This window comes from Streptomyces sp. NRRL S-646, from assembly GCF_000720765.1.
GTDB lineage: Bacteria > Actinomycetota > Actinomycetes > Streptomycetales > Streptomycetaceae > Streptomyces.
On record NZ_JODC01000001.1, the window covers coordinates 334564 to 358536 of the forward strand.

24 protein-coding genes are annotated in these 23973 nt (G+C 70.7%); 21 read left to right on the top strand and 3 right to left on the bottom strand.

The features are described from left to right. On the top strand, nt 1-360 hold the full coding sequence (locus tag IH68_RS57680) for an LLM class flavin-dependent oxidoreductase (protein WP_030927139.1): 360 nt from the start codon (nt 1-3) through the stop codon (nt 358-360). Between the two features lie 6 nt (nt 361-366). Here IH68_RS57680 and IH68_RS0101635 read toward each other — a convergent pair whose 3' ends face one another. After that, nucleotides 367-1215 (bottom strand): LysR family transcriptional regulator, encoded by an 849-nt coding sequence (locus IH68_RS0101635; RefSeq protein ID WP_037884430.1) that lies wholly within the window; start codon nt 1213-1215, stop codon nt 367-369. Between the two features lie 341 nt (nt 1216-1556). On the opposite strand from IH68_RS0101635, the gene IH68_RS0101640 reads away from it, so the two are divergent. From IH68_RS0101640 to IH68_RS0101720, 17 genes are all read left to right on the top strand, one after another. Then, a complete protein-coding gene (locus IH68_RS0101640; protein ID WP_030927143.1) occupies nt 1557-2267 on the top strand; it encodes an alpha/beta hydrolase in 711 nt (236 codons plus the stop codon). Beyond that, a complete protein-coding gene (locus tag IH68_RS0101645) occupies nt 2264-3112 on the top strand; it encodes a sulfurtransferase (RefSeq protein WP_030927145.1) in 849 nt (282 codons plus the stop codon). The genes IH68_RS0101640 and IH68_RS0101645 overlap by 4 nt, the downstream gene beginning before the upstream one ends. A gap of 24 nt (nt 3113-3136) precedes the next feature. Further along, a complete protein-coding gene (locus tag IH68_RS0101650; protein ID WP_030927147.1) occupies nt 3137-4027 on the top strand; it encodes an ABC transporter permease in 891 nt (296 codons plus the stop codon). Between the two features lie 4 nt (nt 4028-4031). Continuing rightward, the gene (locus IH68_RS0101655; protein WP_051833068.1) at nt 4032-4772 is read left to right on the top strand and encodes an ABC transporter ATP-binding protein; all 741 of its coding nucleotides are present in this window, start codon (nt 4032-4034) and stop codon (nt 4770-4772) included. Continuing rightward, nucleotides 4769-5740, top strand: a complete 972-nt coding sequence (locus IH68_RS0101660) for an ABC transporter substrate-binding protein (RefSeq protein ID WP_030927151.1) — start codon at nt 4769-4771, stop codon at nt 5738-5740. Before IH68_RS0101655 ends, IH68_RS0101660 begins: the two co-directional genes overlap by 4 nt. Nucleotides 5741-5783: 43 nt before the next feature. Further along, nucleotides 5784-6884, top strand: a complete 1101-nt coding sequence (locus IH68_RS0101665; protein WP_030927153.1) for an LLM class flavin-dependent oxidoreductase — start codon at nt 5784-5786, stop codon at nt 6882-6884. 60 nt (nt 6885-6944) lie between these two features. After that, a complete protein-coding gene (locus IH68_RS0101670) occupies nt 6945-7952 on the top strand; it encodes an ABC transporter substrate-binding protein (RefSeq protein ID WP_030927155.1) in 1008 nt (335 codons plus the stop codon). Further along, nucleotides 7949-9067: an acyl-CoA dehydrogenase family protein gene (locus IH68_RS0101675; protein WP_234341147.1), complete on the top strand. Its 1119-nt coding sequence runs from the start codon at nt 7949-7951 to the stop codon at nt 9065-9067. Before IH68_RS0101670 ends, IH68_RS0101675 begins: the two co-directional genes overlap by 4 nt. 28 nt (nt 9068-9095) lie before the next feature. Further along, entirely contained in the window at nt 9096-10469 is a 1374-nt protein-coding gene (locus IH68_RS0101680; protein WP_030927159.1) for an FAD-binding oxidoreductase, read from the top strand. A 1037-nt stretch (nt 10470-11506) separates the two neighbouring features. Then, nucleotides 11507-12403, top strand: a complete 897-nt coding sequence (locus tag IH68_RS0101685) for a TauD/TfdA dioxygenase family protein (RefSeq protein ID WP_030927161.1) — start codon at nt 11507-11509, stop codon at nt 12401-12403. After that, nucleotides 12400-13293 (top strand): ABC transporter permease, encoded by an 894-nt coding sequence (locus tag IH68_RS0101690; RefSeq protein WP_030927163.1) that lies wholly within the window; start codon nt 12400-12402, stop codon nt 13291-13293. The genes IH68_RS0101685 and IH68_RS0101690 overlap by 4 nt, the downstream gene beginning before the upstream one ends. Next, nucleotides 13290-14021 carry an ABC transporter ATP-binding protein gene (locus IH68_RS0101695; RefSeq protein ID WP_030927165.1) on the top strand — a complete coding sequence of 244 codons (732 nt, stop codon included), beginning with the start codon at nt 13290-13292 and terminating at the stop codon, nt 14019-14021. Before IH68_RS0101690 ends, IH68_RS0101695 begins: the two co-directional genes overlap by 4 nt. Nucleotides 14022-14064: 43 nt before the next feature. Beyond that, nucleotides 14065-15123, top strand: a complete 1059-nt coding sequence (locus IH68_RS0101700) for an aliphatic sulfonate ABC transporter substrate-binding protein (RefSeq protein ID WP_030927167.1) — start codon at nt 14065-14067, stop codon at nt 15121-15123. Then, complete coding sequence (locus IH68_RS0101705; protein WP_030927169.1) at nt 15120-16448, top strand: LLM class flavin-dependent oxidoreductase; 1329 nt, start codon at nt 15120-15122, stop codon at nt 16446-16448. Before IH68_RS0101700 ends, IH68_RS0101705 begins: the two co-directional genes overlap by 4 nt. Continuing rightward, a complete protein-coding gene (locus tag IH68_RS0101710; RefSeq protein WP_051833070.1) occupies nt 16441-17265 on the top strand; it encodes an ABC transporter ATP-binding protein in 825 nt (274 codons plus the stop codon). Before IH68_RS0101705 ends, IH68_RS0101710 begins: the two co-directional genes overlap by 8 nt. Beyond that, nucleotides 17262-17570, top strand: coding sequence for a hypothetical protein (locus IH68_RS0101715; RefSeq protein WP_030927173.1), 309 nt, complete (start codon nt 17262-17264; stop codon nt 17568-17570). Before IH68_RS0101710 ends, IH68_RS0101715 begins: the two co-directional genes overlap by 4 nt. A 50-nt stretch (nt 17571-17620) precedes the next feature. Then, nucleotides 17621-19120 carry an acyl-CoA synthetase gene (locus IH68_RS0101720; RefSeq protein WP_030927175.1) on the top strand — a complete coding sequence of 500 codons (1500 nt, stop codon included), beginning with the start codon at nt 17621-17623 and terminating at the stop codon, nt 19118-19120. Between the two features lie 104 nt (nt 19121-19224). Here IH68_RS0101720 and paaK read toward each other — a convergent pair whose 3' ends face one another. Next, nucleotides 19225-20520, bottom strand: coding sequence for a phenylacetate--CoA ligase PaaK (paaK, locus tag IH68_RS0101725; protein WP_030927177.1), 1296 nt, complete (start codon nt 20518-20520; stop codon nt 19225-19227). A gap of 217 nt (nt 20521-20737) precedes the next feature. Between paaK and IH68_RS0101730 the strand changes: the two genes are divergently transcribed. Beyond that, nucleotides 20738-21595 carry an alpha/beta fold hydrolase gene (locus tag IH68_RS0101730; protein ID WP_030927179.1) on the top strand — a complete coding sequence of 286 codons (858 nt, stop codon included), beginning with the start codon at nt 20738-20740 and terminating at the stop codon, nt 21593-21595. 132 nt (nt 21596-21727) lie between these two features. Here the strand turns inward: IH68_RS0101730 and IH68_RS51620 are convergent, their stop codons facing one another. Further along, entirely contained in the window at nt 21728-22105 is a 378-nt protein-coding gene (locus tag IH68_RS51620) for a peptidoglycan-binding domain-containing protein (protein ID WP_051833072.1), read from the bottom strand. A 327-nt stretch (nt 22106-22432) separates the two neighbouring features. Here IH68_RS51620 and IH68_RS0101740 point away from each other — a divergent pair, with 327 nt between their 5' ends. Both IH68_RS0101740 and IH68_RS0101745 read left to right on the top strand, forming a co-directional pair. Beyond that, nucleotides 22433-23179 (top strand): peptidoglycan-binding domain-containing protein, encoded by a 747-nt coding sequence (locus tag IH68_RS0101740; RefSeq protein ID WP_030927183.1) that lies wholly within the window; start codon nt 22433-22435, stop codon nt 23177-23179. Continuing rightward, complete coding sequence (locus IH68_RS0101745) at nt 23176-23967, top strand: helix-turn-helix domain-containing protein (RefSeq protein ID WP_051833074.1); 792 nt, start codon at nt 23176-23178, stop codon at nt 23965-23967. The genes IH68_RS0101740 and IH68_RS0101745 overlap by 4 nt, the downstream gene beginning before the upstream one ends. Nucleotides 23968-23973 lie beyond the last annotated feature (6 nt).

Genomic DNA, 23973 nt, shown 5'->3' on the forward strand with positions numbered 1-23973 from the left:
GTGGTCCCCGCTCCCCCGCCACCGAACTTTCCGGACGCCTTCTCCGGCCACCCGCGCAACCACCTCAAACTGGTCCGCTACCCCGGGCGGGCCCTGCAGGGCGACCGCGACCGGGTGCGCCCGATCCATCACTCCGGCCGGTTCTTCACCGTCACCGGCCCGTTGAACATCCCGCCGCTGCCGCAGCGGCGCCCGGTGCGGATACAGGCCGGGCGGTCCGCGGCGGGGACGGCGCTGGGCGCCCGCTACGCGGAGATCGTGTTCACGTCGCTGCCCACCCTCGACCACGCCCAGGACTTCGTCTTGAGATGCATTCATCCCCGGCGTGAACGCCGGGGCTTTCTGCAAGGAACCCGGTAATCGGCCTCAGCGCAGCAGTCCCCGTACGGCGTCGAACGCCGCCGCCACCGTTGCCGGATCCGCCCCCGGGCGGGCCAGGGCGCTCATGGGGATCGGGGTGACCGGCGGCAGCCCCTCGTAGGGGGTCAGGCCGTCCGGTGCCGGGCCGACCGCGGCGAGCAGGGCTACGCCCTGGCCCGTGCGGGCGATGTCGAGGACGCCGGCCAGATAGCCCGCGTCGCCGACGACCGTGGCCTGCACTCCGTGCGCGGCAAGCGTCGCTATCGCCCGGCGGCGGATCGCGCAGGGGTCCTCGATGGCGACCAGCGGCACGGGAGCCGGCGCGGTCGGCGGCTCCCAGCCGGGCGTTGCGTGCCAGAGCAGGGGAAGGCCGCCGACCGGCGTGCCCTCGGTGGCCGCGGCCTCCGTCACGTACACCGCGACATCCACGCTGCCCCGCTCCACGGCCTCGACCAGCCGCGCCGAGCGGTCGATGCGGAACCGCACCCGGCAGCCGGGCCGTACCTCCTGGACGGCCGCGGTGAGGCGTGGCAGGAACTGGTCGGCGGCGTGCTCGGTGGAGCCGATCGTGACGGTGTCGCCGTCGACGTCGAGCAGTGCGCGCACTGCCTCGTCGTGGACGGCGAGGATGCGCCGAGCCTGCTCGACGAGAAGGCGCCCCTGAGGGGTGAACCGCATGCCTCGGCCCTCACGTTCGACGACCGGGCCCCCGAGCGTCTTCTCCAGTCGGCGTACATGCTGGCTGACCGCGGACTGGCTGAGCGCGAGAGATTGGGCCGCGCGGTGGAAGCCGCCGCAGTCGGCGATCGCGGTCAGGCTGCGCAGGGCCACGATGTCGAGGACAGGTTGGGGCATACGGCGACCGTAGCCGGTATCCGGCATCGATCGCGATTGCTGATCGGTTTCGATGCGGAATCGTCGTTGGACGCGATCCGTCCCGGCCGGTCATGATGAACGCATGGTTCCCACGACCGCTTCCGCTGCCCTTCTGACGCAGCGCCGAGTCATCGACTTCGGCGTCGGGTGCAGCACGCGCTGTCGTTGATCTCCGCCGCGTACCGGCGTTCCCGCTCTCCACGCCGGCGCTCTCGCCGGGCCTGAGCTGATCACACCCCGATTGTACTGACACGTGTCGGCATTCCCTGCCGCTCTTCACGTGTCCCTTCTTCCTGCCCCGACACGGGAGTTGCTTCCCCATGCCCTTCTCTCCTTCCTCCTCCTGGGACGAACCCGAAGGCCTCGCCGCGCGCGGCACGCTCATCGTGCTGGCCGGGCGGGGCGAACACGGGGGCGTGTACGAGCGGTTCGGCCGCCGTCTCGCCTTCGACGCCTACCGGGTGCGCGCCCTCGGCGACGCCTCCGCGGACCCCTCCGTGCTCGACGAGGCGGCCAAGCTCCTCGCCGACGAGTCGCTGCCCGGCCCCAAGGTGCTCGTCGGTTCGGACACGGGCGCCCGGTACGCGGCTCGGCTCGCCGCCGAGCAGACCGCGGGCGTCGACGCGCTGATCCTGGCGGGTCTGCCCACCGGCCCCTGGGCTTCCGGAAGCTGGGAGACCGAGGTCGAGGCACGCACCGCCTGCCCCACCCACCAGGCACGCCTCACGAACGACCTCCGCTTCCGGCGCGGTGCTCTCGACGAGCCGCCCGTTCTGCCGGATCTGCGACTGGATCTCGCAGGCGTTCCTGTGCTGGCCCTGCACGGCACGGACGACGTGGTGAGCCCGCTCGACCGGGCGCTCAGCGCCTACGAGGGCCACCCGGGCGTACGGGTCGTGACGTTCAACGGCGGCCGGCACGACGTCCTCAACGATGCGCTGCACCGCACAGCCGCGGCCACCATCGTGCTCTTCCTGGAGCGGCTGCGCCTCTCGCCGGAGCTGCCGGCGATCGCGGAGGGTCTCGTATGAGCGCCCGCGTGACGACGACCGTCACCGAGCTGAGCGAGCTGCTCGCGTCGGACCGGCCGCCGGTGGTGCTCGACGTCCGCTGGGCGCTCGGTGACCCGCACGGCCGCGATCACTACGCCCACGGGCACATCCCGGGCGCGGTGTACGTCGATCTGGACACCGAGCTCGCCGGGGCACCGAGCCCGCAGGAGGGCCGCCATCCGCTGCCGGACCTGGCGGAGTTGCAGACCGCGGCCCGCCGTTGGGGCCTTCACGCGGGGCAACCGGTCGTCGTGTACGACGATCTGGGCAACACCGCGGCGGCCCGCGCCTGGTGGCTCCTGCGGTACGCCGGAGCGACAGATGTGACGTTGCTGGACGGAGCGTTGGGGGCCTGGAGGGCGGCGGGCCTGCCGCTGGAGACCGGAGTGCCTGCCGCTTCCGCGCCGGGCGACGTCGTGCTGAAGCCGGGCGGACTGCCGGTCACCGATGCCGACGGAGCAGCCGAACTCGCCGGTGGTGGACTGCTGTTGGACGCGCGTGCCGCCGAGCGGTACCGGGGCGAGGTGGAGCCCGTGGACCCGCGGGCGGGGCACATCCCGGGAGCGATCTCGGCGCCGACCGGGGAGAACCTCGCGGCGGACGGGACGTTCCTGCCGCCCGAGGTGCTGCGCAAGCGTTTCGAGGAGCTCGGCGCCGGTGCCGGATCCCGGATCGGCGTGTACTGCGGTTCCGGTGTCACCGCCGCCCACCAGATCGCCGCGCTCACCCTCGCCGGCTTCGAGGCGACGCTCTTCCCCGGCTCCTGGTCCGCCTGGGCCGCCGATGCCGGCCGCCCGGCCGCGACCGGTCCGATGCCGTCCTGAGGCGACGCGAGAGGAATCCCGCACATGACGACGAATCCGCTCGACGCGGCGGCCACCCGGGCCCTGCCGCTCCCCGACTTCCTGACCGACAAGGTGCCGCCCCCCGCCCGGGTGACCATCCGGGGCACCGCCCGCACCACCCGACGCTTCCGGGTGCCCCGTTCCGTGCGCCGGACGGCCGGGCCCGTGGGTCTGGTCCTGCTCTGGTTCCTGACCTCGGCCACCGGTGTGCTTCCCGAATCGGTCCTCGCGTCCCCCGTGGACGTCGTGAAGCAGGCCGTCGAGCTGACCCAGAACGGCGAACTCCCCAGTGCCATTGTTGCGTCGGGGCGCCGGGCTGCCATCGGCTTCCTCATAGGGGCGACCGTCGCCCTGAGCCTGTCCCTGCTGGCCGGCCTGTTCCGGCTCGGCGAGGACGTCATCGACTCCTCGATGGGCATGTTCCGGGCGATCCCCTGGGTGGGGCTGATACCGCTGTTCATCGTGTGGTTCGGCATCGAGGAGACCCCGAAGATCGCGCTGGTCGCGCTGGGTGTCACCTATCCGCTGTACTTCAACATCTACGGCGGCATCCGCTCCACCGACTCCCAACTCGTCGAAGCAGCGCGGATGATGGGGCTCGGCCGGCTGGGCCTGATCCGGTACGTCATCCTGCCGAGCGCGCTGCCCGGGGCACTCGTGGGGCTCCGGTACGCCCTCTCCACCGCCTGGCTCGCCCTCGTCTTCGCCGAGCAGATCAACGCGGACGCGGGCCTGGGCTATCTGATGAGCAACGCCCAGCAGTACTTCCGCACGGACATCATCGTGCTCTGCCTGGCCGTCTACGCGCTGCTCGGTCTCGCCTGCGACTTCGCCGTACGCGTCCTGTCACGCCGTCTGCTGACCTGGCGGGCCAACTTCGAGGGTGAGGCATAGCAACATGACCAACAGTGTGGAAATCCGCGGGCTTTCACGGGCTTTCGACGGCAACACCGTTCTGCACGACCTCGATCTCGACCTCCGGGAGGGCGAGTTCGTGGCTCTGCTCGGGCACAGCGGCTGCGGCAAGTCGACGCTGTTGCGGATCCTCGCCGGGCTCGACGAGGAGATAGGCGGCGAGGTCACCGTACCCGCACGCCGCAGCGCGGCCTTCCAGTCGCCGCGGCTGCTGCCCTGGTTGAAGGTATGGCGCAATGTGGTCCTCGGCCTGCCCGGCCGCCCCGACCGGTCGCGCGCCCAGAAGGCGCTGGACGAGGTCGGTATCGCGGACCGGGCCGGCGTCTGGCCCAAGACCCTCTCCGGCGGCCAGGCCCAGCGTGTCTCGCTGGCCCGCGCCCTGGTCCGCGAGCCCGAACTCCTGCTCCTGGACGAGCCGTTCGGTGCCCTCGACGCCCTCACCCGAGGCAGGGTGCAACAGCTGGTCGCCGAACTGTGGCAGCGGCACGGCTGCGCGGTCCTCCTCGTCACCCACGACGTGGAGGAGGCGCTGCTGCTCGCCGACCGCGTCCTGGTGATGGACGAGGGCCGGATCGCCCACGACCTGACCGTCGGCCTGCCGCGTCCCCGCGACCTCACGGCCCCCGAGTTCGTCGCCCTGCGCGCCCGGCTCCTCGGCTGGCTCGGCGTCACCCCCACCAACACCCCGGCCGATGCCAAGGCTCTTGAAGGGACCCTCTCGTGATACGCACCACCGTCGCCGCCGGACTCAGCCTCTCCGCTCTGTTGGCGCTGACCGCGTGCGGCGCCGACTCCTCCGCGGACACCGCCAGAAGCCAGGACGAGGTCACCCTCACCATCGGCGACCAGGCCAAGACCCTCCAGACGATCGTCGCCGCCTCCGGCGTGCTGAAGGGCGCCAAGTACAAGGTGAAGTGGGCGGAGTTCGAGGGTGCGGCCCCGCTCTACCAGGCCGTACAGGCGGGCGCCGCCGACACCGGGTACTCCGCCGATCTGCCGGCCCTCCAGGCGCTCAGCGGTGGGGTGAAGTTCAAGAACGTGGCCGCGCTCAAGAACGACGGCAAGCATGTCGGGATCGTGGTGCGCAAGGATTCCGGCATCGACAGCGTCAAGGACCTCAAGGGCCAGAAGGTCGTGGTGTCCTCGGCGAAGGGCAGTGTTGCCGAGTACCCGCTCGCGAACGCCCTGAAGCAGAACGGCCTCACCTACTCGGACGTGAAGGTCCAGTACCTGCTGCCGACCGACGCACAGGCCGCGTTCGCCTCGGGGAAGGTCAAGATCTGGGCGACCTTCGGCGTCTACCAGGCCGTCGGTCTGGAGCAGGGCGGCAGACTCCTCGTCGACGGCGCCGACGGGCGCGTGAGCGGCTACGGCTTCATCGGCGCCTCCGACAAGACCCTGGCGGACCAGCAGAAGAAGACCGCCCTAGGTGACTTCCTGCGCCGCCTCGGTACGGCCCTGAAGTGGACGAGCACGCACCGGGACGCGTACGCCAAGGCCATCGAGCAGCGCAACGGCGCCGACGCCTCCGTGGCCAAGACGCTCGCCTCGGCCGCGTACAGCCAGGTGCTGCCGATCGACTCCGACGTGAAACGCACCGTCCAGGGTGTGGCCGACCTCATGAACGGCATCGGCGTCCTGGCGCCGAATGTCGACGTGGCCAAGTCCGCCGACACTTCCGTCCTCAAGTGACCTCCGTGGAACTCAACTGACGTTCCAAGAAGGGAAGTTCGCCATGCCCGTCGAGTTCATCAGCGCCGTCCACACCGACTCCGGGGCCTCGGGCCCGGCCGCGGCGAGTCGGACCGGCTTCGACCCCGACTATCTGCGCAGGTACGCCCGTGCCCTGGACGACGGCGGCTTCGACCACACTCTGGTCGCCTATCACTCCGCCTCTCCGGACGCCTTCCAGGTCGCCCAGTTCGTCGCCACCCACACCGAACGCGTGCGCCCGATCCTGGCGCACCGGCCGGGCGTCGTCTTCCCCACGCACGCGGCCCGCGCCCTCGCGACGCTCGACCAGATCAGCGACGGCCGCCTGTCCCTGCACATCATCTCCGGCGGCAGTGACGAGGAGCAGCACCGGGAGGGCGACTACCTCAACAAGACCGAGCGGTACGAGCGTTCGGACGAGTACATCCAGATCCTGCGGAGGGTGTGGACGGCCGAGGGACCCGTCTCGCACGAGGGCAAGTACTTCAGGTTCGAGGGCTACTACTCCGATGTGAAACCGGTGGGCGGGCTCATCCCCGTCTCCGTGGGCGGGTCCTCACAGGACGCCTACCGGGTCGGAGGTCAGCAGGGCGACATCTTCGGGCTGTGGGGCGAGCCGCTGAAGGAGACCGCCGAGCAGATCGCCGCCGTCAACGCGGTCGCGGACGCCGCCGGACGTCCCCACCCCCGTATCTGGGTGTCGTTCCGTCCGATCATCGCGCCCACCGACGAACTGGCCTGGGAGAAGGCGCACCGGACGCTGGGTGTGCTGAAGGACCAGGCGAAGAACACGGAGCTGCTGCGCCACTACCGGACCACCGGGCGCCCGGCGAACGTCGGATCGCAGCGGTTGCTCGACATCGCGGCGCGCGGCGAGGTCCAGGACCGCTGCCTGTGGACCGCTCCGGCGGTCGCCACCAATGCCGCGGGTGCCTCGACCGCCCTGGTCGGCTCTCCCGAGACGGTTGCCAAGGCGCTGCTCGACTATGTCGACATCGGCTGCGACCTGCTGTCGATCCGCGGCTACGACCCGCTCAACGACGCGATCGACTACGCCCGTTACGTCGTCCCGCTGGTCCGGCAGGAACTCGCCCACCGAGCCGCCGCCTCCGAGGCCGCCTGACCCGAGCTGCCTGGCTCCCCGTTCACCGAACCCGTTTGCGAAGACCCTCATGGAGATTCCGTGTTGTTCCGCCGTTCCCTGCGCGCGTCCGCCGCCGCCCTCGCCCTCCTGCTGCCGTTCGCGGCGGCCTGCGGGGGCGACGCGACGGCAACGTCCGCGTCCGACGAGTCCTCAGTGACCCTGCGCGTCGGCGCCACCGGCTGGAAGGTCGAGGAGGCAATCCTCAAGTTCGCGCACCTCGACGACACCCCCTACAAGGTCAAGTGGAGCCTGTTCCAGGGCGGTGACCAGCAGCTCCAGGCCATCCGCGCCGGAGCCCTCGACGTGGCCTCGTCCAGCGAGATCCCGCCGATCTTCGCGGCCGCCGACGGCAGGCCCAACTTCAAGGTCGTCGCCGTGCAGCGCGGCTCGACCCTGAACCAGGAGGTCGTGGTCCCCAAGGGCTCCGAGGTGACCGACATCGCGGGCCTGAAGGGCAAGAAGGTCGGCTACGTCCAGAACACGACCGCCCACTACTTCCTGTACGAGTTGCTGAAGCAGGCGGGTCTGAAGTGGTCCGATGTCGACGCCAAGCCGCTGCTGCCCAACGACGGTCTCGCCGCCCTCAACGGCGGGAGCATCGACGCCTTCGCCTCGTACGGTACGTCGATCATCACCGCCCACCAGCAGGGCGCCACGACGATCGGCTCGGGCAAGGACATCCTGTCCGGCAACTTCCTCTGGACGGCGCGGGACAGTGTCCTCAAGAGCGCGGGGCAGCGGGCCGCCACCGCCGATCTGATCGCGCGGATCACCAAGGCGTACGCGTACGTCCGTGACGGCCGGCAGAACGCGTTCGCGAAGGTGATCGCCACCACCACTCACCAGCCCCTGGCCCAGGCGGAGAAGGACTTCCGCGCCCAGCAGGCGCAGCGGCCGACGCAGGCCCGCACGGTCGGAGACGACACGATCGCCTCGCAGCAGAAGGTCGCCGACGTCTTCGCCGAACTCGGTGCACTGAAGTCGCCCCTGGACGTCAAGTCTTTCTGGAGCCGTGAGCTGAACACCGACCTCAAGAAGGCGCTGTGACCACCGCCCTGACAGCCCGCCTCGCGGAACTGGCCCCCGGCTACGACCGTTCCGGCGCCTTTCCCGCCGCCTCCCTCAAAGCCGTGCACGAGGCCGGGCTGCTCACCGCCACCGTCGGCGAGCGGTACGGCGGCCGGGGCGCCGGCGTCGAGGAGACCGCGCGCATCCTGCACACCCTGGGGCAGGGTGACCCCTCGGTCGCCCTGATCGCCGCGATGACCCTCACCACGCACAGCAGGCAGGCGGCTCAGCCGCACTGGCCGGACGAGCTGTACGCGCAACTGCTCAAGGAGTCCGAGGAGCGTCCGACGCTCGTCAACCACGCACGCGTGGAGCCCGAGTTGGGCTCCCCGGCGCGAGGCGGCCTACCCGCCACACGCGCCCGGCGCACCCCTGACGGCTGGTCGGTCAGCGGCACGAAACGGTTCGTGACGGGCGCCGAGGGGCTCGCCTGGTTCCTGGTGTGGGCCACCACCGACGAGCCGGAGCCACGGGTGGGCACGTTCCTGGTGCCGGGCGAGTCTCCCGGCATCGAGATCACCGACCGCTGGGACCAGTTGGGGCTGCGGGCCAGCGGCAGTCACGAGGTGACGTTCCGCGAGGTGCAAGTCCCGTACGAGCAGGTCATCGGGCTCACCTCGTACGGTCCGGCGGCCGAGCAGGACAACAGGGCCGGCGCTTCCCTCCATCTCCCTCTCGCCGCGCTCTACTTGGGTGTCGCACGGGCCGCGCAGTCCTTCTTCCACACCTTCGCCCACGAGCGGGTGCCCGCCAACCTCGGTCATCCGGTGGCCCGTACGGAACGCTTCAGGCGGACCGCCGGGGAGATCGAGGTGCTGCTCGCCGCCGCCGAACAGCTGGTGTTCGGCGGAGCCGCCCGGGTCGACGCCGGCGACACCGCGTACACGCCCGAACAGTCCCTGGGCGCCCGAGTGCTGGCCGACCGGCACGGAGTACGGGCCGTGGAGCTGGCGGTCCGACTGCTCGGCAATCCGGGCCTGGCGCGCGGCAATCCGCTGGAGCGGCACTTCCGTGACATCCAGTGCGGTCCCGTGCACGCACCCCAGGAGGACATCTCCCTGCTGGCGATCGGAACGAAGGCACTGAACCCGTGACGGCACGTGCGACGAAGGACCGGAACCTGTGACCGCACCCGCAACAACCGCGTCAGCGCAGCTCCTGGGCCTCCTGGCCCGTGACCTCGCCCCCGACCGGCTGACCACGGACCGGGCAGCGCTCGCCCCGTACACCACCGACCGCTCCGGAACCCGGCCCGTCGGCAGTCCGCTGGCCGTCGTGCACGCCCGGCGCACCGAGGACGTGACCGTCACGCTCCGGCACGCGCACGCCCTGCGGGTGCCGGTGGTGCCGCGCGGTGCGGGCACCGGCCTGTCAGGCGGAGCCTCGGCGGGTGAGGGCTCGCTCGTCCTGGACCTGTCCGGGATGAACCGGGTGCTCGAACTGTCGGCGGACGACCAGCTCGCCGTCGTCGAACCCGGCGTGATCACCGCCGATCTTGACCGCGCCGCCGCCGCGCACGGGCTGCGGTACACGCCCGATCCGGCGAGCGCCGCCCTGTCCACGATCGGCGGGAACATCGCCACGAACGCGGGCGGTCTGCGCTGCGCGAAGTACGGGGTGACCCGGGACAGCGTGCTCGGCCTGGAGGCGGTGCTGGCCGACGGCAGCGTGCTGCGGACCGGCCGCCGGACAGTCAAGGGAGTCACCGGCTACGACCTGACCGCCCTGCTCACCGGCTCGGAGGGCACCCTGGCGGTGATCACGTCGGCCACCCTGCGGCTGCGCCCGATCCCGGTGGCGACGGCCACACTCGCCGCGTACTTCTCCTCGTTCGAGCGGGCCGCCGAGGCGTCGTACGCCATCGCCCGCGCCGGTGTCGAGCCCGCGGTCGCGGAACTCGTCGACGGGCCGGTGCTCCAGGCGATCGACCCGGCGCTGCGGGAGCGGGGCGCGGCCCTGCTGCTCGTCCAGTGCGACGGCGCGGGCGCGGCGGCCGAGGCGGCGTCGGTCGCCCGGCTTCTGGAGCCGCTGGCGGCAACCGTGGAAACGACCACGGATCCCGCCGAGGCCGAGGTGCTCCTCGCCGCCCGCCGACTGGCCCTGCCCGCGCTGGAACGCCTCGGCCGGCCGCTGATCGAGGACATCGTGGTGCCCCGCTCCCGGCTCGCGGAGGCGGCCTCGGAGATCCGGGCCATTTCCGTACGCCATGACGTGCCGGTCTTCACCATCGCGCACGCGGCGGACGGCAACCTCCACCCGATCATCGTCGTGGACCCGTCACTGCCAGGTCTGCCGGACGCGGCCTGGGAAGCGGCGGGCGAGATCTTCGCGCTGGCCCTGCGACTCGGCGGCACGCTCACCGGCGAGCACGGTGTGGGGGTGCTCAAGCGGCAATGGGTGGCGGACGAACTGGGGCCCGCGGCACACGCGTTGCAGCGCAGACTCAGGGAGGCGTTCGACCCGCGGGGCATTCTCAACCCCGGCAAGTCGCTCTGAAGGGCTTACCACGCGGACCGACATCGAAGTCTCAACTGGCCCCTGGCGCACGTCTCCAGCGCGTTTTTGCTGTCGCTGACCAGGTAAGCGGTCCCCGGCGGCAGCCGGTGCGCAGCGACGGTGCGCGTCGTGCGGAGGCGGTCCGAAAGGTTCGGTCTTCCCTGCGTCGCCGTCGCGCCGACTGCCGATTTCCCGTCGAACGGCCCGCGACTCGGCCGTTTGAACGGCCGCAGCGGGCTGTCCGGGCCCACGCCGATGACCTTGCCCACCGCGGCGCCGAAGAGCACGTCACCGGCGTTGATCGGCGATCGGGGAACGCCCTCGGCAGTGGCTGGGCGACGACGGTGACGTGCTCGGGGCCGGGCAGCCCCTGTGGGGCGGTGACGAGCCGGATCTCGTGGGTGGCGGACAGCAGGGGAGTGGCCATGGGGGTTACTGTTCGAGGGGAAGCGAAGCGCGCCGAGCGGGACGAGTGGTCGGTGCGGGCGCGCAGACGTCAGCCCCCGACGCGCGCGTCAAAGGCAAGTACGGCTGTCCGCAGCGTCCACGCCGGTTCCGTGTCCGCGATGCGAGACCTGTCCGGAAAGTTATTGACCCACGTGGTGGACATCTGCTGAACTCCCGTGCCATGAACCCGCGCGTGGACCTCACTCGGCGGCGCCACATCGATCTGGCGCACGTCTCCAGCGCGTTTTGTTGTCGCTGACCCGGTAAGTGGTCCCCGGCGGCAACCGGTGCGCACCGACGGCGCGCGTCGTGCGGATGCGGTCCGAAACGCCCGTAATGCAGCGTCGCCCTGTGGGATAGCCGTATCCGCCTCCTGGGCGATTGTTCCTCCGGCCTGATCTCTTCGCGCTGTCCGCACAGGCTGAGGTTCGCTCTCCCCTGCGTCGCCCTCGTACCGACTGCCCGATCTTCCGTTGATCGGGTCGCGAGTCGGCCGTTCACTCACGCTCTCTGTTCTCTGCTCTCCGCTCCCAGCACGGAGCACCCAGTTCTCAGCTGCGCGCCCGCTTCCTCCCGAGAAGGACTCCCTCATGCCCGTGTCCATCCGTAAGCTCACCAGCCGCATCGGGGCGGTCGTCGAGGGCGTCGACCCCGCGGCGCCGCCCGACCTCTCGACGGTCACGGCGCTGCGTGCCGCCCTCAACGAGCACAAGGCGATCGTCTTCGCTGACGTCGACCTCGACAACGCCGGTCAGGAGCGCGTGGCCGGGTGGTTCGGCGAACTCACCACCGCCCACCCGAACGTGCCGGCCGCCGACGGCACGACGAATGTCCTCGCCGTCGACAGCACGACGTCCAAGGCCAACGAGTGGCACACGGACGTCACCTTCGTGGTCAACCCGCCGCAGCTCACCACGCTCCGGTCCATCGTGACCACGCCCTACGGCGGCCAGACTCTCATCGCCAACGCCGCCGCGGCCTACCGCGACCTGCCCGAACCGCTGCGCTCCCTCGCGGACACGCTGCGCGTCGTGCACACCAACCAGTACGACTACGCCCGCCCCGCAGCCACGACGACGCAGCGACAGGAGTACGACCGGGCCTTCGTCTCGACGCCCTACGAGGCCGAGCACCCGGTCGTGCGAGTCCATCCGCTCACTGGCGAACGCGGGCTGTTCATCGGTGGGTTCGCCAAGCGGATCGTCGGCCTGTCGAGCAGCGACTCGGCCGATCTGCTGCGCATCCTCCAGTCGTATGTGACGCGTCCGGAGAACATCCTGAGCTGGACATGGTCCCCGAACCAGCTGCTGATCTTCGACAACCGGATCACCCAGCACTACGCGGTGGACAACTACGACGACCACCCGCGCCGCCTCAACCGGGTGACGATCGCAGGAGAGGTGCCGACCGGTGTCGACGGCCGCCGCAGCGAGCAGCTCGTCGGCGATGCCTCGCACTACAGCAGCGTGCCGGCGGTGGCAGCATGACCGAGCTCAGCCTCAAGGCGCCGCCCGTCACCATGGACCCGGACGCCTCGACGACGAGCGGGCGGGAACGCGAGGTGTTCCTGCCTCGCGACGCCCGTCGCCGGACGTCGCTCAGCACACTCCGCGAGCGCCTGCGCTGGCCCCTGGGCATTTACACGACTCCGGTCGCGATCCTCATCGCCTGGGAGATCCTCGCCCGGGCCGGAGTGGTGTCGAAGACCTACGCTCCCGCGCCGACGTCGATCGTGAGGTCCGCCGCTGATCTGTGGCAACAGGGCGTCCTCGGACCGGACTTGGCCATCTCGCTGCAGCGGGCCGGCATCGGTCTCGCGATCGGTCTGACGGTGGGCATCGTCAGCGGGGTGCTCGGCGGGCTGCTACGCAGCGGCGAGTACCTGTTCAACGGCCTGGTCCAGGTGCTGAACACGATCCCCCTCCTCGCGGTGCTGCCGCTGATGATCGTTTGGTTCGGCATCGACGAGCTCACGAAGGTGCTGCTGATCTCCTTCGGCGCCGGTGTCCCGATGTATCTCAACCTGTTCGCCGCGATCCGGGGCGTCGACCAGCGGCTGATCGAGATGGCGCGCACGACGGGCGCGGGCACCTGGCGCCTGGTGACGCGCGTGCTGGTGCCCGGGGCCCTGCCCGGCTTCCTGGTCGGCCTCCGGTTCTCCCTCGCATACAGCGTCCTGGGCCTCGTCGCCGCCGAAACCGTCAACGCGGACAAGGGACTTGGCTTCCTCATCACCCAGGGGCAGACGTATCTCCAGACCAACCAGGTCTTCGTGGGGCTGGTGATCTACTCGCTCCTCGGTCTGCTCGCCGACCAGTTCGTCCGGGCTCTCGAGCGGGTGCTGCTGCGGTGGCGACCCAGTTATGAGGCGTCATGAGCAGCACGATTGCGACCGAGCCCCGTCGGCAGACCGGGGTCGTCGTCGAGCAGGTGGTCCGCCGGTTCAGTGACCGGGTGGTGCTCGACCACCTCGACCTCACCATCGCCGAGGAGGAGTTGGTGATCCTGCTCGGTCCTTCGGGCTGCGGCAAGAGCACCCTGCTGCGGCTGCTCGCCGGACTGGACCGGCCCGACGGCGGGCGCGTGGAGGTCCCGGCACGGCGTGCGATCGTCTTCCAGGCCGACCGGCTGCTGCCCTGGCAGCGTGTCCTGCGCAACGTCACGCTCGGCCTGCACGGACCCGACGCGGAGCAACGCGCCCGCGCCGTGCTCGCCGAGGTCGGACTCGCGGGCCGTGAGAAGGCATGGCCCAAGGAGCTCTCCGGCGGCGAGGCCCAGCGGGTGTCCCTCGCGCGGGCCCTGGTCTCGGAGCCCGAACTCGTGCTGCTCGACGAGCCGTTCGCCGCCCTTGACGCGATCACACGGCTGCGCATGCACGACCTCGTACGCGCACTGCGGACCAAGCATCAGGCGGCCATGCTGCTCGTCACCCACGACGTCGACGAGGCGATCGCCCTGGCGGACCGCATCGTCGTCATGAGCAACGGCCGCATCGGCACCTCGCACGAGGTGCACCTCACCGCCGCGGACCGCGAGGCGAGCGTCGCACGCGAAGAACTCCGCGCCCGGCTCCTTGAAGACCTCGGCTTGGCCGGCCAGCACTGACCTGCTCGAACACCCTCACCCAGCACAGAAAGCACGACAACCCATGCGAAAGAGAACCACGAGACTCATCGGCGCAGTCGGCTCGCTCGCTCTGGCGAGTACTCTCGTCGCCTGCGGAGGATCGTCGTCGGACACCGCCGCGCCGCTGAGCAACGCCGCCGACGCGAGCGACGCCAAGCACCCGGAGTGGAGCAAGTACACCTTCACCATCGGCGACAACGGCGGTGACGGCAGCCAGGAACTGGCGAAGGCCACCGGCGTGTTCGACAACGCGCCCTACAAGGTGAAGTTCGCCCGCTTCACCTACGGTCCGCCGCTGGTACAGGCCGCCGCCTCGGGCGACATCGACCTGGGCAGCGTCGGCGACGTACCGCCGATCACCGGCGCCGCGAAGGAGTACGGCTTCAAGGTCGTCGCCGTCAACCGCTCGCTCACACCCACCCAGTCGAACGAGAACATCATCGTGCCGAAGGGCTCGCAGCTGAAGACGGCCGCCGACCTCAAGGGCAAGAAGATCGCTGTCCCGCAGGGCAGTTCGGCCCACGGACTGGCCCTGAACGCGCTGAAGAGCGTCGGTCTCACCCCCAAGGACGTGAAGCTGGTCTTCCTCGATCCGGCGGCCGGTGCCACGGCGTTCAACACCGGGAAGGTGGACGCCTGGTCGATCTGGAACCCGCAGTCGGCGATCGCGGTCAAGAACGGCGCGCGGATCCTGGTGAAGGGCCTCCCGCCGATCGACCAGACGAGCAGTTACTACGTCGCGAGCGACACGTCGCTGAAGGACAAGACCAAGCGTGCGGCTCTGACGGACGTCCTGAAGAGGCTGTCGCGAGAGTTCGCCTGGGCGATCAAGAACCCCGACAAATACGCGCAGGCGCTGTCGAAGGAGCAGGGCATCCCGCTGGATGACGCCAAGGCGTCCCTGGCCGCCTACTCGAACCGGGTGACTCCGGTGGAGAAGGCGGACATCGAACTGGAGCAGAAGCTCGCCGACGCCTTCCTGGAGGCCGGTCAGATCACCAAGAAGGTCGACGTCACGTCGATCGTCGACAACCTCCTCCCGGCCGGCTACGACAGCTCCAAGCTCAAGGTCACCTCATGAGCGCGGGACGGAGGAGGCTCCACCTCAACGCCTTCCTCATGGAAGCGGGCCACCACGAGGCGGCGTGGCGGCTCCCACACAGCAATCCCCGGGCCGACTTCGACCTGCGGCACTGGATCGAGCTGGCACAGCTCGCCGAGAGCGCCAAGTTCGACTCGCTGTTCCTCGCGGACGGCCCGGCCCTCATCGGCACCGGCGAGTTCCGGCCGCCCGGCCAGCTCGAGCCGCTGACGCTGCTCACCGCGTTGTCCCAGGCGACCAGCAGGATCGGCCTCATCGCGACCGTGTCGTCGACGTACAACGAGCCCTATGACCTCGCCCGCCGGCTCGCGTCCGTCGACCATGTCAGCGGCGGCCGCGCCGGCTGGAACATCGTCACCTCGGCAGGCGCGGACGAGGCAGCCAACTTCGGCCTCAACAACCGCCCCGGCCACGCCGAGCGCTACGCCCGCGCCGACGAGTTCCTGAAGGTCGCCAAGGCGCTGTGGGACAGCTGGGAGTCCGAGGCCGTCGTGGCGGACCGGGCCACCGGACGGTACGCCGACCCCGTGCGGCTGCACCGGCTCGGCCACCAGGGCAGGTACTTCAAGGTGGCCGGCCCGCTCAACGTCGAGCGTCCGCCGCAGGGCTACCCACTGCTCGTCCAGGCCGGCTCCTCCGAGGACGGCAAGGACTTCGCGGCCCGCCACGCCGAGGCCATCTTCACCGCGCACACGACCTACGAGCGCGCGGCCGGCTTCTACGCCGACATCAAGGCACGGACCACGGCCGCGGGGCGCAACCCGGACGGCGTCATCGTCCTGCCGGGCATCGTCCCGTACATCGGCTCGACCGAGGAGGAGGCCCGGACGCTTGCACAGCAGTTCGATGAGCTGCGCGTCCCGGAGTACGGGCTGCGTCAGCTGGCCGCCGTGTTCGAGACCGAGCCGTCGGCCTTCGAACTCGACCAGCAGCTACCGGAGTTCATCCTGGCGAGGCCGAAGCTGGAGGGCTCGCAGAGCCGTTCCGACCTGATCATCGATCTCGCGGTGCGCGAGCAGCTGACGGTCCGGCAGATCATCTCCCGGCTCGGGGGCGGCCGCGGCCACTTCGAGTTCGTCGGCACACCCGAGCAGGTGGCGGACACGATCATCGCCTGGTTCGAGGGCGGTGCGGCAGACGGGTTCAACATCATGGCCCCCGCGCTCCCGTCGGGCCTTGCGGCCTTCGCCGAGCACGTGCTGCCGATCCTGCGCGGCAAGGGGTTGTTCCGCGAGGAGTACGAAGGCACCACCCTGCGTGAGCACTACGGGCTCCCGGTGCCCGCGAACCAGTTCCATGGCTGACCCGCTTTCCGGGCCTGATCCGCTTCCCACGGTCGGCCCGCTCGCGACTCCCGCCGCTTCCACTTCCCGGAGCGGCGGGAGTCCGCCCGCGCTGCGGGTCGAGGGCCTGCGCAAGACGTACCAGGACGGCTTCACCGCGGTGGCCGGGCTCGACCTGGAGATACCGGACGGCGCGTTCTTCGGGCTGCTCGGCCCGAACGGCGCCGGGAAGACCACGCTCATCGGCTCGGTGTGCAACATCGTGCGCCCCAACGCCGGCACCCTCTCCGTCTTCGGGCACGACCACCGCAGCCGTCAGGCCCGCAGACTGCTGGGCCTGGCCGCGCAGGAGATCAACGTCGACCGGTTCCTGTCCATCCGGCAGATCCTGGTCTACCACGCGGGATATCACGGCATCGGCCGGAAGGCGGCCGCCCGGCGCGCGGACGAACTGCTCACCCTGTTCCGCCTCGATGACAAGGCCGACGTACGTGCTTACGAACTCTCCGGCGGCATGCAACGCCGCCTCGTCCTCGCGCGGGCCCTCATGCACCGTCCCCGCCTGCTCATCCTCGACGAGCCGACGGCCGGCGTCGACGTCGAACTGCGCTCGGAGATCTGGCGGGTAGTGAAGGGCCTCAACGCGGCGGGCACCACGGTCCTGCTGACCACGCACTACCTGGAGGAGGCGGAGACCTTGTGCGACGAGATCGCGCTGCTGCGCGCGGGCCGGATCGTCGACCGCGGCTCCTCAGCCTCGCTGCGGGAGCGGTACGCGGCCCGGGACATCTCGGAGGTCTACGAACGGGTGATCACGGCAGAGGAGATGGCCTCGTGAGCGGTACCGAGACGCCGGCCCTCCCGGCGTACGACGAGTCCTTCCGGGCGGAGCGCTCACCGTTCCTGTGGTTCCTGGAGCGCGAGGTCCTGCGGTTCCTCACGATCTGGCGCTACAGCGTCGTCGGTCCGGTGCTGTCGACGGTGCTGTTCGTCGTGGTCTTCGGATCGGCTCTCGGCTCGCACGTCGACACGATCGACGGCGTCGGCTACGGCAGCTTCATCGTGCAGATACGGGTGCGCAAAGGGATCTCCCAACGTGGATGGGGGAACGAGCGGTTGAGCGTGCGACGGGCGGGTGCGTGAGCCTCCCGGGTGCTTGACCTGCCCCGGCCACGGACCGAGGATCATCAGTCATGACGCAGGGACACGGCAGCACGGTTGACGGGGTGCTGCGGCGCAGCGCCCGACGCACCCCCGCGCGCACCGCGGTGGAGTACGGCGACCGCAGGTGGACGTACGAGGAACTCGACGGGGCCGTCTCCCGCGCGGCAAGCGTCTTGCTTGAGCAGGGACTCGCTCCCGGCGACCGGGTCGGCGCCTACGGCCACAACTCGGACGCCTATCTGATCGGCTTCCTCGCCTGCGCCCGCGCGGGCCTCGTCCATGTGCCGGTCAACCAGAACCTGACCGGCGACGACCTCGCTTACATCGTCGGCCAGTCCGGCAGCTCGCTGGTCCTCACCGACCCCGACCTGGCCGGTCGACTCGCCGACGACGTACGGACGCTGCCCCTGCGCGACGCCGACGGTTCGCTGCTGGACCGCCTGGCTGCGGCCCCCGCATACGACGGACCCGAGCCGCGCACCGAGGACTTGGTGCAGTTGCTGTACACCTCAGGCACGACGGCCCTGCCCAAGGGCGCGATGATGACGCACCGCGCCCTGGTGCACGAGTACCTGAGCGCGATCACCGCCCTTGACCTCAGCGCCGGCGACCGCCCCGTGCACTCCCTCCCGCTCTACCACTCCGCGCAGATGCACGTGTTCCTGCTGCCCTACCTCGCGGTCGGCGCCACGAACATCATCCTCGACGCCCCCGACGGCGACCGGCTCTTCGACCTCATCGAAACCGGCCGCGCGGACAGCCTGTTCGCCCCGCCCACGGTGTGGATCGGCCTGTCCAACCGCCCCGACTTCGCCACCCGCGACCTCGGCGGACTCCGCAAGGCCTACTACGGCGCCTCGATCATGCCGGTGCCCGTTCTGGAGCGGCTGCGCGAACGACTCCCCAAGCTTGCTTTCTACAACTGCTTCGGCCAGAGCGAGATCGGCCCCCTGGCCACGGTCCTGGCACCCGACGAGCACAAGGGCCGCATGGACTCCTGCGGCCGCCCCGTCCTCTTCGTCGACGCCCGTGTGGTCGACGAGGACGGCAAGGACGTCCCCGACGGCACACCCGGCGAAATCGTCTACCGCTCCCCGCAGTTGTGCGAGGGCTACTGGGACAAACCCGAGGAGACAGCCGACGCCTTCCGTGACGGCTGGTTCCACTCCGGCGACCTGGCGGTGCGGGACGCCCACGGCTACTACACGATCGTCGACCGAGTGAAGGACGTCATCAACTCCGGTGGCGTACTGGTCGCTTCACGCCAGGTCGAGGACGCCCTCTACACCCACGAGTCCGTCGCCGAGGTCGCCGTGATCGGCCTGCCCGACGAGCGGTGGATCGAGGCGGTCACCGCGGTCGTCGTCCCGCGCGGCGAGGTGACCGAGGACCAACTGATCGCCCACGCCCGGGAGAAGCTCCCTCACTTCAAGGCGCCGAAGCGGGTGGAGTTCGTCGCGGAGTTGCCCCGCAACGCCAGCGGAAAGATCCTCAAGAGGGAACTGCGGGACCGGTTCGCCGGCCAGTAGGCGACCGAACGGGCGCGGGGCTGTATCGATGTGCGGCTCCACCGCGCGGGCGCGACCGGCCCCCTCCGACCCGCGGGCCATTCATCGTGCTTCCCGCGGAGCACCTAGCGAGACCGCAGGTCCACGATGCGCCGGATCTTGCCCACCGACCGTTCCAGCGACTCCGGTTCGACGATCTCCACGGCAACCGACACCCCGATGCCGTCCTTCACCGCCGCCGCGATCGCCCGCGCGGCGGCCTCCCGTACCTCGGGGCCGGCGCCGGGCCGGGCCTCCGCCCGCACGGTGAGGGCGTCGAGACGGCCCTCCCGGGTCAGGCGCAGCTGGAAGTGCGGCGCGACACCGGGCGTACGCAGCACAATCTCCTCGATCTGGGTGGGAAAGAGGTTCACCCCGCGCAGGATCACCATGTCGTCACTGCGCCCCGTGACCTTCTCCATCCGCCGGAACACCCGCGCCGTGCCCGGCAGCAGCCGCGTCAGGTCACGTGTGCGGTACCGCACGACCGGCATCGCCTCCTTGGTCAGCGAGGTGAAGACGAGCTCGCCCTCCTCGCCGTCCGGCAGCACCTCACCGGTGATCGGATCGACGACCTCCGGGTAGAAGTGGTCCTCCCAGATGTGCAACCCGTCCTTCGTCTCCACGCACTCCTGCGCCACACCCGGGCCGATCACCTCGGACAGCCCGTATATGTCCACCGCGTCGATCGCGAACCGCTCCTCGATCTCCCGCCGCATCTGCTCGCTCCACGGCTCGGCACCGAAGATGCCCACGCGCAGGGAGGTGCCGCGCGGATCGACGCCCTGGCGCTCGAACTCGTCGAGGAGCGTGAGCATGTACGACGGCGTCACCATGATGATCTGCGGCTCGAGGTCCTGGATCAGCTGCACCTGGCGGGCCGTCATACCGCCGGAGGCGGGGATGACCGTACAGCCGAGGCGTTCCGCGCCGTAGTGTGCGCCGAGGCCGCCGGTGAACAGGCCGTAGCCGTACGCCACATGCACCTTGTCGCCGGGCCGGCCGCCCGCCGCGCGGATCGAGCGGGCCACCATGTCGGCCCACAGGGAGAGGTCGTCGTCCGTGTAGCCGACGATGGTAGGGCGCCCGGTGGTGCCGCTGGAGGCGTGGATACGGCGGATGCGGTTCTGCTCCACGGCGAACATGCCGTACGGGTAGTTCTCGCGCAGATCCGCCTTCGTGGTGAACGGGAAACGGGCCAGGTCGGACAGCGAGCGGCAGTCGTCCGGGTGGATGCCGGCCTTGTCGAAGGACTCCTGGTAGAAGGAGACGCGCTCGTACGCGTGCCGCAGCGAGACCCGCAGCCGCTCCAGCTGCAGCGCCCGCAGCGCACCGGCGTCGAGCCGTTCCCCCGCGTCCAGCAGCTCCGTCGCATCCACCATGGGGACGTCTCCTTCGCCAACCACATCAATACGGGCGACCGATCATTCGGTCGTGCTGTTCGGGATCAGTAATTCAGGCCACGTCGGGGCAGGCAAGAGGTCAGCCCGCATTTTCTCGGTGCAGGAGTGGAAGATCGAGCGCGGTGAGGAGGCCCCTGAGAGGGGCGCCCCCACAACTGCGTTGCGGCACCGGTCCATGGGACAGGAAGATCGGCGCATGCCGATTTTCACCGCAGCCGACGGGACCGAGCTCGCCTACCACCTCCGCGGTGAAGGGGAGCCGCTCATCGTCCTGCCGGGAGGTCCGATGCAGGCCTCCTCGTACCTCGGAGACCTGGGCGGGCTCGAGACGCACCGCCGACTGGTCCTGCTCGACCTGCGCGGCACCGGCGACTCCGCGGTGCCGGCGGATCCGGCCACCTACCGGTGCGACCGGCTCGTGGACGACGTGGAGGCACTGCGCGCCCACCTGGGGCTGGAGCAGATGGACCTGCTCGCCCATTCGGCCGGAGGCAGCCTGGCGATGCTGTACGCCGCCCGGCACCCCGAGCGGGTGGCGCGACTGATCCTGGTCACCTGCACCCCGTGGGCACTGGGCAGGCAGCCCAGCGCCGAGGACAGGCTGGCCGCGGCACGGCTGAGGAGCGGCGAGCCTTGGTTCGAGGACGTGTTCCCGGCGTTCGAGGACTGGCTGGCGGGGAAGGCCGACTTCGACCCGGCGTTCGCTCCCTTCTTCTACGGCCGCTGGGACGACGCAGCAGCTGAGCACGATGCCGGCGCCGACTTCAACGACGAGGCCGCCGACGTCTACGGCTCCGATGGCGCCTACGACCCGCAGGCGACCGGCGCCGCACTCGCCCAGGTGGCCGCACCGGTCCTCGTCCTCGCCGGCGAGCTCGACGGCGGCCCCCGCCCCGAGCTGGCGCGCACCGTGGCTGACGTCTTCCCGAACGCCGAATTCACCGTCCAGCCAGGTGCAGGGCACTATCCGTGGGTGGACGACCCCGAGTGGTTCGCACGCCGGGTCGCCGGGTTTCTGGACCGGGACGGAGCCGTTTTGCCGTCGGCGAAGTAGCAGCCCGGCCCGGGGAGCTCCCGGCTCGAGTTGCGGGATGCGCCGGCTGCCGTGACATTTGAGGTGGAGTGAAGAGTGCGAGGGGCCCTGTTCTCCCCCGAGAGGACAGGGCCCTGCGCGCGCCCGCTTCGCTCAGCGGTGCGAGCTCGGCAGGTGCTCGTAGCAGCCGGAGCGCCAGCCGCCGTCGCCCTGGAGGTTGTCCAGGAGGCTGTCGCCGGTGTTCTTGCCGACGACGCCGTCGACGTGCAGGCCGGACTTCTGCTGGAAGAGCCGGACCGCACTGTAGGCGCCGGAGCCGAAGGCCCGGTCCTCGCCGATCGTGTGGTGACGGGTCCGCTTGGCCCAGTCGTTGTGCCCGTGCTGGACGCACAGCACGGGCACACCCGTGTCGCCACGGCTGATGTTCGGCACGTCGGGCCGCGCGGAGGCGCTGCCGACCGAGCCCAGCACCAGGCCGGCGCCGAGCACTCCGGTGACGGTCGCCAGTGCAAGGGTCCTGTGCATGGTCATGGCCGGGTCCTTTCCGGTGAGTTGAGGGGGCCGTATCGCTTCCGGTGGAATGCGAGGGCACGGGAGGAGGCTCCCGGGCCGTGCCCCTCGGTGGCACCACCGACGTTGCCCGGCCGGATCCGGTAGCGGCCAGGCCAAGCGGCAGGACCGGTGGCACGCGGCACGGCCCATGCGCTGACCTGCTGGGACGCCGTGTCCCCTGACAAAGCCGTGGGACGGCGGGCGGGGTCGGGAAGCGGTCGCAGTGGACGGGACCCGCAACCGCAACCCCGGAGGAACCGCGTCCTCCTCCACGACGGCGACCGCGCACGGGTACGGGGAAGTGACATGACGCGCTGGAAGGAACTGCCCTCCGGGCTGGACGACGCGGAGCGGCAACTCGTCGCACAGCTGCGGAGGTTGAAGGACAGCGCGGGCCTCAGCCTGGCCGCGCTCGCGGCCAAGACGTCGTACAGCTCCTCGTCCTGGGAACGCAATCTCAACGGGAAGAAGCCGGTGCCGCGCGCCGCGGCCGAGGAACTCGCCGAAGTCTGCGGGGCGCCGCCGGAGCGGCTGCTGGTGCTGCACGAGGTCGCCGAGACGGCACGGGCACAGCGAACGGCGGCAGCCGAGGACGAGCCCCGGCCCCCACGTCGCATGCCCCGATCACGGCGCACCGCTCACGCCCTTCCGGCCGTCGCCGTCTCAGCCGTCCTGGTGGCGTTCGGCGCCGGATTCCTGAGCGGAGCCGCCTGGCACCGAGACGACGGCATCGGGGCCAAGCAGCACGCCGCGTCCGCCGCCTCCGCCTTCCCCAGCGGTCACACGTACGGCTGCGACCGGGTCCGGCGCGAGCCCGGCGTCATCACCGCCGGCCACTCCACCAGCCGTGACGTGCTCCTGGACCGGGGCAGCACCGGCTGGGACGTGGTGGAGGTGCAGTGCCTGCTGCGACGGCACGGGTTCGACAGCGGGCGGGTCGACGGGGTGCACGGCGAGAAGACCGGGCGTGCCGCGCGCGCCTTCCAGAAGCGGCACGGGCTCGCGCCGGACGGCATCGTCGGCCCCGACACCTGGAAGAAGCTGCGCACATGAGCCCGGAGACGACACAACTGGCCGCGAGCATGCGCGAGGTGCGCGCCGCGGCGGGACTGAGCCTGGCCCAGCCGGCCCGGCGCACGCCCTACAGCAAGTCCTCCTGGGCGCGCTGTCTGGCGGGTACGCAGCCGGTGCCCCGCCGCGCCGTGGAGGCGCTGTGCGAGGTGGCGGGTGTACGCCCCGAACGGCTGCTGGCGTTGTGGGAGCTGGCCGACGCCTGCTGGAGCGGGCGGGCGCGGGCGACGCCCGAGCCGCGTCCCGAGCACCGGAGCGTCCGCAGTACGCCGTACGTGTGGGGCGCTGCGGCCGGGCTGGCGGCGGCCGCGGTGGCAGCCGTCGCCGTACTGCTGTCCGGGCCGTACGGGTCGTCATCGGCTGTCACCGGCAAAGTCCCGGCGACCTTCACGCCCGGTCCCGGCTGCTCGGGCCGTACCTGTGAAGGGAAGAACCCGATCGACATGGGATGCGGCGGTCGGCAGATGGTCAGGACCCTGGTGGCGCGTACCGCCGCCGACGGACGCAGCATGCAGTTGCGCAACGGCACGGCCTGCCACGCCGTCTGGGCCCGCGCCTCCCGTCTCCACCTCGGCGACCGGGTCGAACTCACCCTGCCGGGCGCACCCCGCAAGGAGATCCACGTCGACACCGACAAGGAGCGCAACGCCTACCTGGCGACCCCGATGACGGCTCTGACACCGCCGCACGAGCCGGGCGACGCCCGCGTGTGCCTGCTCCCGGCCGACGGCCGGCGCGGGTGTTTCACCGGCGGATCCGGCAGCGGGTGAGCAGCA

Coding starts and splice junctions, on each gene's coding strand:
- IH68_RS0101665 (WP_030927153.1), top strand. CDS start 5,784: ATGCCCGTCGAGTTCATCAGCGCCGTCCACACCGACTCCGGGGCCTCG.
- IH68_RS0101740 (WP_030927183.1), top strand. CDS start 22,433: ATGACGCGCTGGAAGGAACTGCCCTCCGGGCTGGACGACGCGGAGCGG.
- IH68_RS0101730 (WP_030927179.1), top strand. CDS start 20,738: ATGCCGATTTTCACCGCAGCCGACGGGACCGAGCTCGCCTACCACCTC.
- paaK (WP_030927177.1), bottom strand. CDS start 20,520: ATGGTGGATGCGACGGAGCTGCTGGACGCGGGGGAACGGCTCGACGCC.
- IH68_RS0101655 (WP_051833068.1), top strand. CDS start 4,032: ATGACCAACAGTGTGGAAATCCGCGGGCTTTCACGGGCTTTCGACGGC.
- IH68_RS51620 (WP_051833072.1), bottom strand. CDS start 22,105: ATGACCATGCACAGGACCCTTGCACTGGCGACCGTCACCGGAGTGCTC.
- IH68_RS0101635 (WP_037884430.1), bottom strand. CDS start 1,215: ATGCCCCAACCTGTCCTCGACATCGTGGCCCTGCGCAGCCTGACCGCG.
- IH68_RS0101645 (WP_030927145.1), top strand. CDS start 2,264: ATGAGCGCCCGCGTGACGACGACCGTCACCGAGCTGAGCGAGCTGCTC.
- IH68_RS0101745 (WP_051833074.1), top strand. CDS start 23,176: ATGAGCCCGGAGACGACACAACTGGCCGCGAGCATGCGCGAGGTGCGC.
- IH68_RS0101690 (WP_030927163.1), top strand. CDS start 12,400: ATGACCGAGCTCAGCCTCAAGGCGCCGCCCGTCACCATGGACCCGGAC.
- IH68_RS0101710 (WP_051833070.1), top strand. CDS start 16,441: ATGGCTGACCCGCTTTCCGGGCCTGATCCGCTTCCCACGGTCGGCCCG.
- IH68_RS0101685 (WP_030927161.1), top strand. CDS start 11,507: ATGCCCGTGTCCATCCGTAAGCTCACCAGCCGCATCGGGGCGGTCGTC.
- IH68_RS0101700 (WP_030927167.1), top strand. CDS start 14,065: ATGCGAAAGAGAACCACGAGACTCATCGGCGCAGTCGGCTCGCTCGCT.
- IH68_RS0101720 (WP_030927175.1), top strand. CDS start 17,621: ATGACGCAGGGACACGGCAGCACGGTTGACGGGGTGCTGCGGCGCAGC.
- IH68_RS0101640 (WP_030927143.1), top strand. CDS start 1,557: ATGCCCTTCTCTCCTTCCTCCTCCTGGGACGAACCCGAAGGCCTCGCC.
- IH68_RS0101705 (WP_030927169.1), top strand. CDS start 15,120: ATGAGCGCGGGACGGAGGAGGCTCCACCTCAACGCCTTCCTCATGGAA.
- IH68_RS0101695 (WP_030927165.1), top strand. CDS start 13,290: ATGAGCAGCACGATTGCGACCGAGCCCCGTCGGCAGACCGGGGTCGTC.
- IH68_RS0101650 (WP_030927147.1), top strand. CDS start 3,137: ATGACGACGAATCCGCTCGACGCGGCGGCCACCCGGGCCCTGCCGCTC.